Origin of the sequence: Streptomyces sp. UW30, from assembly GCF_008042075.1 — a bacterium.
In the GTDB taxonomy this organism is placed as follows: Bacteria; Actinomycetota; Actinomycetes; order Streptomycetales; family Streptomycetaceae; genus Streptomyces.
In genome coordinates, this window is record NZ_RDBN01000038.1 from 90,248 (window position 1) to 104,859 (window position 14,612).

The 14,612-nt window shown below is 71.7% G+C and carries 13 protein-coding genes and 1 pseudogene; 8 read left to right on the plus strand and 6 right to left on the minus strand.

The window, feature by feature from the left end; genetic code table 11:
* Positions 1-104: 104 nt before the first annotated feature.
* The 4 genes and pseudogenes from EAO75_RS29555 to EAO75_RS48320 form a co-directional block, all read left to right on the plus strand.
* Positions 105-2,822, plus strand: coding sequence for an AfsR/SARP family transcriptional regulator (locus tag EAO75_RS29555; RefSeq protein WP_147998202.1), 2,718 nt, complete (start codon positions 105-107; stop codon positions 2,820-2,822).
* Between the two features lie 119 nt (positions 2,823-2,941).
* Positions 2,942-3,859, plus strand: a complete 918-nt coding sequence (locus EAO75_RS29560) for a TIGR03619 family F420-dependent LLM class oxidoreductase (protein ID WP_147998203.1) — start codon at positions 2,942-2,944, stop codon at positions 3,857-3,859.
* A gap of 7 nt (positions 3,860-3,866) precedes the next feature.
* A complete protein-coding gene (locus EAO75_RS29565) occupies positions 3,867-4,544 on the plus strand; it encodes a hemerythrin domain-containing protein (RefSeq protein ID WP_261989477.1) in 678 nt (225 codons plus the stop codon).
* A 105-nt stretch (positions 4,545-4,649) separates the two neighbouring features.
* Positions 4,650-4,765: pseudogene (locus EAO75_RS48320) on the plus strand (IS5/IS1182 family transposase); the annotation flags it as partial.
* A gap of 31 nt (positions 4,766-4,796) precedes the next feature.
* On the opposite strand, the gene EAO75_RS29575 reads toward EAO75_RS48320, so the two are convergent.
* The gene (locus tag EAO75_RS29575; RefSeq protein ID WP_187284629.1) at positions 4,797-5,543 is read right to left on the minus strand and encodes a PQQ-dependent sugar dehydrogenase; all 747 of its coding nucleotides are present in this window, start codon (positions 5,541-5,543) and stop codon (positions 4,797-4,799) included.
* A 574-nt stretch (positions 5,544-6,117) separates the two neighbouring features.
* Here EAO75_RS29575 and EAO75_RS29580 point away from each other — a divergent pair.
* Positions 6,118-6,951, plus strand: a complete 834-nt coding sequence (locus tag EAO75_RS29580; protein ID WP_147998205.1) for a PIG-L family deacetylase — start codon at positions 6,118-6,120, stop codon at positions 6,949-6,951.
* A 315-nt stretch (positions 6,952-7,266) separates the two neighbouring features.
* Here the strand turns inward: EAO75_RS29580 and EAO75_RS29585 are convergent, their stop codons facing one another.
* The gene (locus EAO75_RS29585) at positions 7,267-7,791 is read right to left on the minus strand and encodes a GNAT family N-acetyltransferase (RefSeq protein WP_147998206.1); all 525 of its coding nucleotides are present in this window, start codon (positions 7,789-7,791) and stop codon (positions 7,267-7,269) included.
* A 142-nt stretch (positions 7,792-7,933) separates the two neighbouring features.
* Here EAO75_RS29585 and EAO75_RS29590 point away from each other — a divergent pair, with 142 nt between their 5' ends.
* Positions 7,934-8,188, plus strand: a complete 255-nt coding sequence (locus EAO75_RS29590) for a DUF6924 domain-containing protein (protein WP_147998207.1) — start codon at positions 7,934-7,936, stop codon at positions 8,186-8,188.
* A gap of 313 nt (positions 8,189-8,501) precedes the next feature.
* Here EAO75_RS29590 and EAO75_RS29595 read toward each other — a convergent pair whose 3' ends face one another.
* On the minus strand, positions 8,502-9,596 hold the full coding sequence (locus tag EAO75_RS29595) for an EamA family transporter (protein WP_261989478.1): 1,095 nt from the start codon (positions 9,594-9,596) through the stop codon (positions 8,502-8,504).
* A gap of 79 nt (positions 9,597-9,675) precedes the next feature.
* On the opposite strand from EAO75_RS29595, the gene EAO75_RS29600 reads away from it, so the two are divergent.
* Entirely contained in the window at positions 9,676-10,575 is a 900-nt protein-coding gene (locus EAO75_RS29600) for a LysR family transcriptional regulator (protein ID WP_147998219.1), read from the plus strand.
* 16 nt (positions 10,576-10,591) lie between these two features.
* On the opposite strand, the gene EAO75_RS29605 is transcribed toward EAO75_RS29600, so the two are convergent.
* Entirely contained in the window at positions 10,592-10,798 is a 207-nt protein-coding gene (locus tag EAO75_RS29605) for a hypothetical protein (protein WP_261989479.1), read from the minus strand.
* Between the two features lie 14 nt (positions 10,799-10,812).
* On the opposite strand from EAO75_RS29605, the gene EAO75_RS29610 reads away from it, so the two are divergent.
* Complete coding sequence (locus EAO75_RS29610) at positions 10,813-11,415, plus strand: CGNR zinc finger domain-containing protein (RefSeq protein ID WP_222723992.1); 603 nt, start codon at positions 10,813-10,815, stop codon at positions 11,413-11,415.
* A 433-nt stretch (positions 11,416-11,848) separates the two neighbouring features.
* Here EAO75_RS29610 and EAO75_RS29620 read toward each other — a convergent pair whose 3' ends face one another.
* On the minus strand, positions 11,849-12,523 hold the full coding sequence (locus EAO75_RS29620) for an FHA domain-containing protein (RefSeq protein ID WP_147998220.1): 675 nt from the start codon (positions 12,521-12,523) through the stop codon (positions 11,849-11,851).
* Between the two features lie 40 nt (positions 12,524-12,563).
* On the minus strand, positions 12,564-13,829 hold the full coding sequence (locus EAO75_RS29625; RefSeq protein ID WP_147998209.1) for an ArgE/DapE family deacylase: 1,266 nt from the start codon (positions 13,827-13,829) through the stop codon (positions 12,564-12,566).
* Between the last annotated feature and the right edge of the window lie 783 nt (positions 13,830-14,612).

Consider the following 14,612-nt stretch of genomic DNA (forward strand, 5'->3'; position numbering starts at 1 on the left):
GGACAGTCTCGGCCTGGTGCTGGTGGTGCTGGTGGTGCTGGTGTGTGCGAAATGCGGCTTGGCAGCCGTCTGACGAGCCCGTTCGGCCCGCTAGACTCTGGCAGGTGGTAACGGGGGTACAGGGGTACGAGTTCGGGCTGCTGGGGCCGCTGAGCGGTCGTCATGACGGGCGCGAGCTGGATCTGGGCAGCCCGTTGCAGCGTGCGGTCCTGGTGCGGCTCCTGCTGGCACAAGGACGTCAGTGCGGCCTCGACCACCTCATCGACGCGCTGTGGGAAGAGCCGCCCGTCAACGCGGTGCGTTCGGTGCAGACGTACGTCTACCGCATCCGCCTCTCGTTGGGCGAGGAGCGTTCCCGGCTGGAGACCATGCCGGACGGATACCAGCTCGACATTCCGGAACAGGCCGTCGACGCCCTGCGTTTCGAACGGCTCGCCCGCGAGGGCGAGGCACTGCGGGCCGCGCGGCAGGCCGGCCCCTCCCTGCGCGCGTTCGACGCCGCGCTGGCGCTGTGGTCGGGGGAGCCGCTGTCCGGCGTGCCCGGCCCCTACGTCCAGCGGTACCGCCGACGGGTCGCCGAACTGCGGCTGAACGCCCAGGTGGCGCAGCTGGAGTGCGCCGACGAACTGGGCGAGCATGCGCGCGTGGCGACGGAACTGGTCTCGCTGATCGCCGACCATCCACTGCGCGAGGACCTGTACGCGCTGCGCATGCGTGCGCTGTACCACTCCGGGCGGGCGGCGGAGGCGCTGGCGGTCTACGCCGCGGCCCGCGAGACGATGGTGGCCGAACTGGGCATGGACCCGGGGCCGGAGCTGCGCGAGTTGCAGGCACGCATCCTGAGCGGCGCGGAGGCCGACTCCGCCCAATCGCGGCCCGGGGGACCTCGCGCCGGGGTCGTGTCGTTGATCGGTGACACTGCCTCTGGGGTTGCTACGACCGCGCCTTCGGCGGGTGTGACGACCCCGGCCGGTGCCACGGCGTCGACCGGCGCTGCCACGACGCGTGTCGAGGACGCTCGGGAGGTTCCAGAGGCCCTGGAGTCCCTGGAGGCCCCCCAGGCTCCGGAGATCCCACAGACCCCGACCGGCCTCCGCCCGCAGCAACTTCCCCCCGCGCCGGGCGACTTCGTCGGGCGGGAGCGGCTGCGCGAGCGGCTCCGGCTCGCGTTGCGGCCCAGCGGGGAAGCCGTCGCGATCTCGGTGCTCAGCGGTATCGGCGGCGTGGGAAAGACGGCGCTCGCATTGCGCGTCGCCCACGGGATCCGCGGCGACTACCCGGACGGGCAGCTGTACGTGGACCTGCGGGGCGATGGCGGCCAACCCGCCGATCCCGCCGACGTATTGGTCGACTTCCTGCTCGCGCTCGGCATGCCCGCCGCCGCGATCCCCGCGACGCCCACCGCCCGCGCCGGGGCCTATCGCACCCTGACCGCCGATCGCCGGATCCTGGTGCTCCTGGACAACGCGTCCGACACCGCCCAGGTGACACCGCTGCTCCCGGGCACGCCCGGCAACGCCGCGCTGATCACGACCCGCCACCGCTCCCTCGTACCGCCGGGCGCGACGCGGTTCGAGGTGCCGGTGCCCGATCAGCAGGAGGCGGTGGCCATGCTGGGCCGGTTCACCGGCGACGCCGAGATCGCCGCCGCCCCGGAACTCGCGCGCGAACTGGTCAGCGCGTGCGGGCAGTTGCCGCTTGCGCTGCGCATCATCGGGGCCCGTGCGGCGGCCCGTCCCGGACGCGGGCTGGGCGCCCAGTTGCTGCGCCTGCGCGCCGAGGAGCACCAGCTCGACGAGTTGCGGGCCGGCGGCCTGTCGGTGGAGGCCACCTTCCAGGTCGGATACCGCGCCCTCGCCCCCGTACAGGCCCGGGCGATGCGCCTGTGCGCGCTGCTCGACGCCGCCGACTTCCCGGTCGCGGTCGCGGCGGTGCTGCTCGACCAGCCCGAAGCGGAGACCGAGGAGCAGCTGGAGCATCTGGTGGAGGCCGGTCTGCTCGAACCGCACTCGGCCGACCGCTACCGATTCCACGATCTGGTACGGGCATTCGCCGCCCGGCGTGCCCATCGCGAGGACTCCGTCGCCGAACGCGAGGCGGCGCTCGTGCGGTTGACGATGTTCCTGCACGCCACCCTGCTCCAGGCCATGAGCGCGACCGAGCGGGCAGGTTCGCTCGCCACCCATCTCTTCTCCGTGCCGCTGCCCGGGCTGCGGTTCGCCGGCGCCGATCAGGCGCGCACCTGGCTGCTGGCCGAGCACACGCTGCTGGTCGCGGTGTTCTCCCGGGTGCTGCGCGACATCCCGGACGCCTCGCGGCTCGTCGTCGCAGCGCTGTCGGTGATCGCGTCGAGCGGTCTCTTCGCCGGGCCCGCGCACCAACGGGAGCTGGAACGCCTCAGCGACCAGGCGGTGGCGGCGGCCGATCCGGGCGGCGACCTGGCCTGGCAGGCGCAGACCCGGCACATCCGGGCCTGGCTCGCCTTCATCCGCGGTGATCTGACGGCGGCGGAGACCGATCTGCGCGAGGCGATCCGGTGTGAGCGCGCCGTCGACGACCCGGTGCCGTTCTTCATGTCCACCCGGCTGCTGTCGGTCGTCCTGGCGGACCAGGGACGGACCCCGGAGGCCGTCGAGTTCTTCGCCGAGTCGGAGGCCGTCGCCGGCTCCGAGGACGATCCGAACAGCCCGGCCTACTTCGCCCTGGAGGTGGGCCGCCTGTTCACCGCGCTGAGCTCGGATCAGGCCGAGGTGAACATCTCCGCGGCACAGCATGTGTACGAGGTGAGCGACCGCCTGCGGCGGGCAGCGGCGAGGCTCTGAACAGCGCGTTCACACGCTGTTGACCGGATGCCGATCCCTGTTCGGCACCGTGGTCCGAGAACGGACCACAGCAATTCCTCGAACAGGTGACATACCAGGTGACACATCAGGTGACAGACATGCTCAAGATCGGTCTGGGATCCCCCCAGTACGGATTGTTCACCGACCCCGCCACGATCTCGGAGTTCGCCGCCACGGTCGAAGCGATCGGCTACGACAGCCTGTGGGTGGGCGACCGGGCCCTCGTACCGACGCAGCCCCGTGACCCGTATCCCGGCGGCGGTCCCGTACCGGAGGAGTACCGCACCTTCCTGGACCCCGTAGTCACCCTGTCCTTCCTGGCGCACGCCACCCGACGGCTGAGGCTCGGGACCAGCACCCTGAACGCGCCCTTCTACTCCCCGCTCCTGCTGGCCCGTTCGCTGACGTCCGTCGACATCCTCAGCGAGGGGCGGCTCGACATCGGGTTCGGGCTCGGCTGGTCGTCCGACGAGTACGAGGCCATCGGCGTGCCGTGGGCGGGGCGCGGGGCACGGCTGGAGGAGATCCTGGACGTCCTGGATCACGTCTGGTCCGGTACGTCGGCCGAGCACAAAGGGGCCGTGTGGACGATACCGAGTGCGCACATCGGGACATTCCCCGTACAGCGTCCCCGCCCGCCGGTGCTCCTGGGCGGTTTCACCCCGGCCACGCTGGAACGTATCGGTCGTCGCGCGGACGGCTGGGCCGGAGTAGCGCTGCCGGTCCCGCAACTGGCCTACGTCATCAGCCAGATCAGGCAGATCGCGGAGGCGAACGGACGTGACCCCGAGGCTCTGCGCACCGTCGTCCGGGTGAACCCCGTGGTGACGGCAGAGGCCGCCCCGAGCGACGCCGTTCCGCACCGGGGAACGGTCGAGCAGGTGTCGGACTACCTGCTCGCCGCCCATGCGGCCGGGGCCGACGAAGTCCTCGTCGACCTCCAGCAGACCGCGCGGAACGAGGAAGAGCTCACGGACCTCGCACACCGCTTTCACGACCAACTGAGCATGGGCTAGGAGCACCATGTCCGAGGCAGTCAACATGTCCGAGGCAGTCAACTCGAAGCCGGATGTCCACGACATGGTGGTGGTGCATCGCAGCTTCCGTCAGTCGTGCGCGGAACTGCCGCGTCTGGTGCGCGGACTGCGGCCCGGCGACACCGCGCGGGCCGCGCTGGTCGTCGACGCGGTGCGGTTCATGCTCATGGGCCTGGAAGCCCACCACGTCAGCGAGGACGAATTCCTCTGGCCCCGGCTCGCGGCGCGGACGGCAGGGCACGCCGAGGCGATCGCGCGCATGGAGGAACAGCACCACCGCCTCGAAGAGCTGGTCACGCAGGTCACGGGCGCGCTGGGCGAACTGACCGCCGATCCCCGGCCATCCCTCTGCGTAAAGGTGGCGGACCAACTCACCGAACTGGGCTCGGTGTTGAACGCGCACATGGACGAGGAGGAGAAGATCATCCTGCCGCTGGCCGCCGAACATCTCAGCGTCGCCGAATGGGAGGAACTCGGCGAGATCAGCCTGGCGAAGCTGGAGAGGAAGCATCTGCTGCGCGCCTTCAGCGCGTTGATGGCGGTGGCGACGCCCGAAGAGCAGCGCACGTTCCTCAGCAAGGCGCCCCTGCCCGCCCGCATCCTGTGGCGCCTGTCCGGCCGCCGCTCGCACGCCCGCTGGGAGGCCCGTCTGTACGGGACGTGAGCCGACGACCGGACAGGACGATGTCCCGATGGAGTCCAGCCGCTCGGCGAGATCCTCGTAACCTCGGTTGATGACGTAGACGTTGCGCAGTACGGACGTGCTCTCGGCCGTCCCCTGCTCGAACAGGCCGTCGCCGACCACCCGCTCTGCGCAAAGTCTGGGTCGACGGGGGCTACCGCCAGCACTTCGTCGAGCACGCCGCCACCCTCGGCATCGACCTGACGACCGCCTGGCCCGCGACGACGAAACCCGTCACGGGGTCACCCGGAGGATCAGGTCGTGGTCGGGGCCGCTGGGTGAGGCGTCGGCGGGTTTCCAGGTCGCGATCGGGTCCGTGAAGTCGGGCTCCCCACCGGTGCCTTCCACCTCGGGCCAGCCGTAGTTGGCGCCGGGTTCGACCCGGTTCAGCTCGTCGAGGTTGTGGTGGCCGAACTCGGAGACGTAGAGCTGACCCTTCTCGTCCCAGGCGAGCCCCTGCGGGTCTCGGAACCCCCAGCTGTACACCGGTGAGCCCTCGATCGGGTTGCCCGGTGCGGGATTGCCCGCCGGCGTGACTCGCAGGATCTTTCCGCCCAGATCGTTGCGATCCTGGGCCCTGGAACGGTCGTCGGCTTCGCCGGTGGTCATGTAGAGCATGCCGTCCGGGCCAAACCTGATCCGCCCGCCATTGTGGATTTCACCGCTGGGGATCCCGGTCAGGATCGGCTCGGGCGGAGCCGACGAGTCCAGCCGCAGCCGGCCCACCCGGCTGTCCTGCTCGGTGGTGTAGTAGACATAGATCCAGCCGTCCCGTTCGTAGGTGGGGGAGACCGCCACCCCCTGCAGCCCGGCTTGGACGACCGGCTCGGCGATCTCCTCGATCGTCCGGACGTCGCTGAGCTGCCCGTCCGGGGTGACCTTCCGCAGGCGGCCGCTCTCACGCTCGGTGACCAGCGCTGACCCGTCGGGGAGGAACGCCAGGTCGAAGGGGTAGCGCAGCCCGATCACGAGCGGCTCCACGGCCGCCGGTTTCGCCACCGGAGCGTCGCGGATGGTCGGGCGGGCCCACCACCCATAGAAGGAACCGTAGGAGTAAACCCCGACGGCGCCCGCCGCGCCAGCAGCAGACCAGCCAGGCCCAGTACGAGTCCCCGTCGCCATCGCACGCGGTGACCTTAGGAATTGCCCCGTCGGGGCATCCACCTCGAAACGGTGACCGTTAGCCGAAAAATTGGCGCTGCAAGCCGGCCAACGACGGTACTCCTTCGCCTTGATCCCCCGATTGGCTCAGAGGTCGTTTCATCCTGCTGTTTCGTCCCTGAACGCGGCCTCGGTGTGCTGGTGCGCCCTCCTCATGCAGAGGCCGGGAGGATGCCGCTGCCTTCCGCGACCTGCTGCGTGATCCCGCGTGCACCGCCGCGCCGGGAACAGCCGGTCCGGCCGGCACTGTTGCATCCACCGAGGGACCGGCGCCGCGCGGGTGGGGAACACGGAGACCACAGTGTCGTCGCCCCGACAGGATCCGGGCCCTCGGGATCGCGGTACGCCCGCCGCGCACTCGGACCGAGATGTATTTCTACAGGAGGACTGATTCATGACTGACCGGCCGTTGACGCTCATGGCAGTGCACGCTCACCCCGACGACGAGGCCACCGGAACCGGAGGGGTCCTGGCGCAGTACGCGGCGGAGGGCATCCGCACGGTTCTCGTGACGTGTACCGACGGCGGTTGCGGTGATGGACCGGGGGGTGTCAAGCCGGGCGATCCCGGGCACGATCCGGCGGCCGTTGCCTTGATGCGCCGTCAAGAACTCGAAGCGAGCTGTGACGTCCTGAAGGTCAGTGATCTGGAGATGCTGGACTATGCCGACTCCGGGATGATGGGCTGGCCGAGCAATGACGCCCCCGGATCCTTCTGGCAGACCCCCGTGGAGGAAGGCGCCGCCCGACTCGCGGAACTCATGCGGCACTACCGTCCCGATGTGGTCGTGACCTACGACGAGAACGGCTTCTACGGCCACCCCGACCACATCCAGGCCCACCGCATCACGATGGCGGCGGTGAAGATGACTGAGCTGACACCGAAGGTGTACTGGACGACGATGCCCCGCTCGATGATGCAGCGGTTCGGTGAGATCATGCGCGAGTTTCATCCGGACATGCCGGAGCCGGATCCTGCCGAGGCCGCCGCGATGGCCGAGATCGGCCTCCCCGACGATGAGATCACCACGTGGGTGGACACCACCGCGTTCAGCGGCCAGAAATTCGACGCGCTGGCCGCGCACGCCAGTCAGGGCGAGAACATCTTCTTCCTCAAAATGGGCAAGGAGAGGTTCGGCGAGTTGATGGGCATGGAGACCTTCGTACGGGTCCAGGACGCCACCGGCGCGGCCATACCCGAGAACGATCTCTTCGCCGGACTGCGCTGATCCGCCTGTCGGACCCGGGCCCGGACCCGGGCCCGGGAAAGCTCATCGGCCACACAGCGTGATCGAGCGTGCTCGCACACCCCGGAGGCTCGTACACGCGGGTTCCGCTCCGGCAGCCCGCGACCAGGCCGGCAGGCTCTCATCGGCGCCGTCGGCGCGTGCCCGTACGCCGACCGGCCCGGCCGGCGGGCTCGTCCGCCAACGACCGCACGACCAAGAGGGACGGGCCCATCCCCGCGCCCCGGACAACCTCCGGGACCGCCGGGCCGGCCCGGTCCTTCCTCATGCGTACGTCCCGCTACCCAATCGCGATTCCTACTCCGCGCCGTCCTGTATGGACTTTTCGAGGAGCGTGAACGACTTGGGCGTGCCGCTCGGCTGCGGCTTTCCTTCCTTGCACCCGACGATCTGGTAGCCGACGTTGAGGTAGTACGCCTTCAAGCGCGCGTTGCCGGCCAGGCAGTCCAGACGTACAAGCGGTCGTCCCACCTCGGCCACGCGGCGCTCCGCGACTCGCAGGAGCTGCCTCCCGGTCCCGGGCGGAACACTGCTGTGATCCACCATCAGCCGATGCACATAGCCGGCCGTCGGGGGCTGCGGCCCCCAGGCATCCTCGTCCTCCCACCACAGCTCCCAGGCCCCGACCACACGATCGGCAGCCTCCGCGAGCCAAACCTCCCCGCTCGCCATGATCCGGCGGAAGTGGTCTTCACCCAGCTCACCGGGCCGCCACTGACCAGTGATGCCCTGGGCGATCATCCAGCGGGCAGCGTCGTCACGCAGATGGACGACAGCGGCAAGGTCGGCGTCGCCGGCGAGACGGAAACGTAGATCGTTCACGCCGCGATCTTCACATAGACGTCCACCCATGCAGCGATGAGCCGTGAGAGCTCCGACAGGCCCCCTGGAGGACGCGGCCTCTACGCTTCGGCCTACCGTCAACGCGGCCTACTGCGCCGCCCGTTGGAAGGCGTGCCCGCCTGTGCGAGTTCTACCGAAGACCGACGAGTCGTACCCACCCATGCTGCTCGTCCGCACCCACTACGGGGACGATGACGCCTGGCGGCGGGTGCGAGCCGCCCTCGACCAGCCTTGGGTCTTCGACGAAGCCGACGAGGACGAGGGCCGGCTCAAGGAGGTGATCCTCTGCGTGGACGACCCCGTGTGGGCGGAGGCCACTCCCGCCGACATCCTCGCCGCGCTCACCGCGCCCGAGGACGGCGAGGAACCGTCATGAGTTGGGCCGATCGCAGCGCTGCTAGGAGTAATTAGGGCGGCTGTTCGTCGCGGACCGGGATGGGGTCTCCCTGTACCAGGGTTATCCGGCGGACCCTTGAGAACCAGGGCCGCGTGCCTCGGGCAGGATGCGCGCTCCGAGGACTGAACGACCAGGCAGTTCCACAACCGGATGGCGGGATCCTGCCCCGCAGTCACGAAGCCTTCGGCGTCACGGACGCCCCAGGGGCGCAGCTCGAGACCGCCGGGCAGGGCGGGCACCGGAGATCGGCAGCCATATTGCGCAGCCCTGCCTGTCGGCGGACACGCTTCCATCAGCGACCATCCGGCGCCGCCAGGGCCGGCCTCTGGCCCGGGAATGCCCCGGATCTCGGTCGTAATTCTGCCGGGCCGACGCAGGGAGATGCCGGTGCGCCGGCGGCCAAGCGCGCATGACAGTGCACCGGCATCGGTGGTCGGCCCGTAACACCACTCGCTTCTCGAACACCCCGCATCAGCACCCGCGTCGACACCGTCGGCGATTCGAGTTGTGCCGCGAGCAACGCGGCCAGGGCGAGGGCGAAGCCGAGGGACTGGGGCAGGCTCAGGGACTCGCCCAGTGCGATGCCGATGACGGTCGCGACCAGCGGAGACAGCAGCACCAGCGGTGCGGACGCGCCCACCGACAGCTGTCCGATGCCGCGGAACCACAGCGTGTACGCGATCAGCCCGCCGACGCTGCCGAGCCACAGGTATCCGGCCGCCGCCCCGGCGTCGATCCGCTGCGGCAGTCCCTCGATCGCGAGGGTGAGCGGGAGCAACAGCACGCCGCCGACGGTCAGTTGCCAACCGGCCAGGGTCAGGGGACCGACGCCCGGGGGCCGGCCCCACCGTTTGGCGAGGACGGTCCCGCAGGCCATGGCGGTCGTGCCGCCGAGACCGGCGAGCACTCCGACGGTGTCCAGCCGGGCGTCCGGGCCGAGCACGACGAGTCCGACTCCGGCCACGCCGAGCACGCCCCAGGTCCATCGCCACACCGTCGGCCGGACGTGGAGTGCCGCGATGGCCAGCCCGGCGACCAGCAGCGGCTGGGTCGCGCCGAGGGTGGCGGCGACACCGCCGGGGAGCCGTTCGGCGGCCAGGAACAGCAGGGGGAACAGCGTGCCGATGTTGAGCGCGCCGAGCACACCGGCCTTCCACCACCAGTCGCCGCGCGGCAGCACGCGGGTGATCGCCAGCGCGATCAGCCCGGCGGGCAGGGCGCGGACGAGCCCGGCGAACATCGGATGGCCGGGCGGGAGGAGTTCCGTGGTCACGGCGTAGGTGGTGCCCCAGGCCGCGGGAGCGAAGGCGGTCAGTGCGACGGTTGCCAGTGGCTGCGTGCGGGAGATCCGCGGCGGGCCCGATGACCGTTCGGTCGAGGGATGCATGAGAAGCAGTCTCCGCAGCCTGCCCTCATGACTCCAACGCATGGTTGTCATGGCAGCCATGAGCAGAAACCATGGGTGGGTGGATCTCCAGCAGATGCGCTACGTCGTCGCCGTGGCCGAAACCCGTAACTTCACGCGCGCCGCGGAGCGCTGCTTCGTGGTGCAGTCGTCCCTCAGTCACCGGATCGCCGGCCTGGAACGGGAGCTCGGGGTCAAGCTGTTCGCCCGCTCCAGCCGCCGGGTCGAACCGACCAGCGCCGGGCTGGCGTTCGTGGCCGCCGCGCGCGAGTGCCTGGCCGCAGCCGACCGTGCGGTCGCCGACTCCGCCGCGGCGACCGGGGTGGTGCGGGGCCGACTCGCCGTCGGCGTGATCGTGACGACGGCCGCCGTGGACGTACCCGAGCTGTTGCAGCGCTATCGCGCCCGGTATCCCGACGTGCGCGTCGTCCTGCGTTCCGGACGCAGCGACGAGCTGGCCACGGCTGTGCGGGACGGGGAACTGGACATCGCCTTCCTCGGCCTGCCGGAGGGCGAGCGGCCGTCCGGCGTGGAGGCCCTCGTCCTCGATCACGACGAGCACGCCCTCGTCGTGCCGGCGGGGCACCGGCTCGCGGGCGTGTCCCGGGTCACGCTGGCGGAGATCGCCGAGGAGACCTTCGTGGACTTCGCGGCCGGGACGCCCGCCCGCGCCCAGTCCGACCAGGCCTTCGCCGCGGCGGGCCTGGTCCGTGACGTCGCCTACGAGGCCGGTGTCGTCGAGCTGATCTCCCGGCTGGTCGCGCGCGGGCTCGGCATCGCGCTGCTCCCGTCGGCGTACGTCCGCCCCCTGGCGGCCGGCGATTCCGAATTGGCGCTGGTCCGCGTGCTGGACGGGCCGCATCGCCTGGAGTACCTGGTGTGGAGCCGCTTCAACCCCAGCCCGGCGACCCGGGCGATGCTCGACGTCCTCGGGGTCGGGCGGGGGCCGGCGGCCTCCTGACCCCACCCGGGACACGTCAGCTCCGCGCCCTCGGCCCGGTCGCCGGCAGCCCGTTGATCACCAGTGCCGCCGGCGTCTCGGCTGTGGCGGTGAGCTGCTGCGGCGAGGGGTGCTCGGGCCTGCCCAGGCGCCGGGCCAGGGTCTCCTCCACCATTCCGGAGACCGGCGGGATGACGGCGAGAAGCAGCAGCTCGCTCTCACGGATTCCCGCACTCCGTACCATGAGCACTCCGTACCATGAGAGCCATGAAGGAGACCGTCGAGCCGCCGATTCCGCCCGCGCCGGGCGCGGAGCACTACCCGTCGCTCGCCCTCGCCAACAGCGTCATCGCGCTGCCGGGCGGGCAGTTCGTGGATCAGCTCGGCACTGCGGCCGCGGCGAACGAGTGGCTCGTCGAGCGCGACCTCGCTCCCGTCGACGCCGGGATGCGGGAGATGTGCGCGGCGCAGCTGCGTGCGCTGCGGGAACAGGTGCGGTCGCTGTTCGACTCTCGGGTCGCGGCGCTGCCCGCGCTGCCGGCCGCGCTGAACGCCGTGAACGACGCGCTGACCAGGGTGCCCACGGCTCCGCTGCTCCAGTGGGACGAGAAGGACGGCCCCTACCGCGCGGCCCCGCACCCCACCACCGAGATCGTCGACCACGCCCTGGCGACCCTCGCCGCAGACGCCGCCGGCCTGCTCACCTCCCCGGACGCCGAACGCCTCACGGCCTGCGGCTCGCCCCCCTGCAACCGCTACCTGCTGCGCCACGGCCGCCGCCACTGGTGCTCCACCCGCTGCGGCGACCGGGCGCGCGCGGCCCGCGCGTACGCCCGGCGCACCCAGCCCCCGACGGACTGAGGAACCTCACGGCGCTCCGCCCGGCTCCGGCCCCGCGTACCCAGTCGTCGCCGAAGAAGCGCAGTCCGTCGCCGTCGCCGCCGTGCGGGCGTGTGACGGTGTCGTTCCGTACGGTGATGTCGTTCCCGGTGATCTCGATGCCGGGAGCCTCGGGCGGGTCGACCGTGTAGCCCTCGACGACCACATGGTCGGCCTCGACGGAGATGCCGTCGACGGTGCGGCCGTCGCCGCGGTGCACGGCGGGGTGCCCGGCGGTGCCGCCCTCGGTGATGGCCAGCCGGGACGGCGCCGCGGACGCCGGGGGCGAGAGCGGGGCGGACGGGGCCGTGAGCAGCGCCGCCGCCGCGGGGGGCGAGGCGGCGTCGGAGGGTGGTCGTCGTCATGGCGGGGGAGCGCAGAGGCGTACGCGGGGAGGGGTCCCCGGAGGGCCGGGTCAAGCGCCGTCGATCAGGGTCAGGTCCATCGGCACGAGCGTCGTCGACGTCATGAGGGCGCGGATCAGATGGTCGTTGAGCGAGTTGCCGACCGGCTCGCCGACCTCCTCCCGGGTCAGCCCGGCGACCCCGTCCCGGGACAGCCGCAGCCGTACGGCGTTGACGAGATGCTCGACCCGCTTGTCCGTCCAGCCCTCCCCGGGCCGCGCCTCGGTGAGCTGGGCGGCGGTCTGCCGCCAGGTCAGGGGCTGCGGGCGGGGTTCGTGCAGCAGATAGCGCCGGCCGAGGGCGACCAGGGCGAGCCGCTCTGCGTCGGTGAGCGTCCACACCCGGGGCGGCCGGGTGACGTCCTCGTGCCGTGGCGGCCGGTGCCCGCCCTCGGCGTCGGTGACGAAGACCTCCAGCAGATGCTCACGTCCGCGCGAGCCGCCGGCGAACAGTGGGGTGTAGCCGGTGTCGAGGGGCAGGGGCTCCTCGCCGCGGAAGAGCAGGCGGCCCGCGGCGAGGCGGATGGGCAGCCGCCCTGTGTTGCTGACCCACCAGCGCCCCTCGCGATGGGTGAGCGTGCCGTGGTGGCGGCTGACCTGGGGGTCGTCCTTGCCCAGACAGATGTGCACCTCGGGCCGGTTGCGCCCGAACAGCACCTCGCGGCCCTCGCCGGGGCCCAGCGCCATGCCACCGCGGACGAGCACAGGACCCTCTCAAGGTCCCGGCTCACTTCGTGCCGACGGTCCGCAGCACCGTCACCGCCAACGTCCTTGCCACCTCCACCACTTCGGCGACCGACACCCGCTCCCGCTCGCTGTGCGCGACCCGGATGTCCCCCGGCCCGTACTGCAAGGTCGCGATCCCCGCACCGGCGTAGAGCCGCAGATCACTGCCGTACGGCGCCCCGCACTCGCGCGGGTCCGCGGCTCCCCCGGTGTCGGCGTGGGCGCCGCGGATCAGCTCCGCCAGCGGGTGGCCCTCCGGCAGCCGGCCGCTGGCGAACTGCCCGCCCGGCCAGGTCACCGTCGCCGGATGGTCCCGCAGCCACGGGTCGGCGGCGCACGCCTCGGCGACGCACCGCTCGAACGCGGCCCGCGCCTGCGCCGGGTCCTCGCCGAGCCGTACGCCCAACCGGCCCTCGGCGACGAGCAGATCGGGCACGCTGCTCGCCCAGTCCCCGGCGCGCACGGTGCCCACCGACAGGGCGTAGGGGATGGGGTGCTCGGCCATCAGGGGATGCGGGTCCCGGTTGCGCTCGGCCTCCAGCCGGGCCAGCGCCCCGTGCAGCGGCACATATCCGTCGATCGCGCTGACACCCTGGTCGCGGGCGCTGCCGTGCGCCGCCTTGCCGGGCACGGCGAGGCGGAAGGTCAGCGCACCGGCGTTGGCGGTGACGAGTGCGCCGCCCGTCGGTTCGGTGATGACGCAGACGTCGCCGCGGTGGCCGCGCCGCAGCGTGCCGAAGGCGCCGAGTCCGCCGTCCTCCTCGCCCACCACGAAGTGCACGCCGACCCGCCCGCGCAGCCGCGCTCCGGCGGCCCGTATCGCCGCGAGCGCGGCGAGGTGGGCCACCAGCCCGGCCTTCATGTCACAGGCACCGCGCCCGTGTACGACGTCCCCGACCACCCTCGGCACGAAGGGATCGCCGTCCCAGGCGTCGAGATCCCCGGGCGGTACGACGTCCACATGGCCCTGCATCACGAAGGTGGGCCCGTCGCCACCGTCCTCCGTCACGCCGACCAGCCCCCAGGCCTCGTCCCGCTCGGCCTCCGTCCCCGGGAAGCCGGGGTCCGCTCGCAGCGCGTCCAGGTCCATGGACCACAGGTCGACGTCCAGACCGAGCCGCTCCAGCCGCCCGGCCAGCAGATGCTGGAGCTCCGACTCGGCCGCACTGCCGGTCACACTCGGCACGGAGATCAACTCCAGCAGCGTCCGCCCGATCCCGGCGTCGTCGATCTCCGCCAGTACGGCGCGCTCCACGTCACTCAGCACGATGCCGCTCCTCCCCTCACCCACCCCCGCCCGCTCAGATAGTGACCCATTCCGGGGAGATCCGAGGTGAGATCCGAGAGGACGGGACGCTCGCCGGAGCCCCGGGAGGGGGCTGGACCTCGGAGGTCACTCGGGGGCGCCCCGAACTCCGGCAGTCGCTCGGGGGCGCCCCCGGACTTCAGCGGTCGTTCGGGCGAGCCCTCGGACCGGCGGTCAGGCCGCGAGAGCCCCGAACCACGGCAACCGCCCGGGAGCGCCCCGAACCACAGCAGCCGCTGGGGCGAGCCCCGGACTTCAGCGGTCGTTCGGGCGAGCCCTCGGACTTCGGCGGCCACTCGCCAGAGCCCCGAACCACGGCAACCGCTCGGGAGAGCCCCGGACCACAGCAGCCGCTCGGGCGAGCCCCCGGACTTCGACGGTCACTCGCGAGAGCCCCGAACCACGGCAACCGCTCGGGAGCGCCCCGAACCACGGCGGTCACTCCGAGAGCCCCCGGACCTCAGCGGTCACTCGCCAGCGCACCGCACCACGGCAACCGCTCGCAAGCGCCCCGAACTCCGGCAGTCATTCGGGAGCGCCGAACCCGCGCAGTCGCTCGGGAGCGCCGGGCCTCGGCCAACATCCGCGAGAGCGCCGGGCCTCAGCGAACACTCGCAAGGCACCGGACCTCGCCGAACACCCGCACGAGCACCGGACCTCAGCGAACCCCCACCAGAGCGCGGCCCCTCAGCGAACCCCCGCCAGAGCGCGGCCCCTCAGCGAACCCCCGCCAGAGCGCGGCCC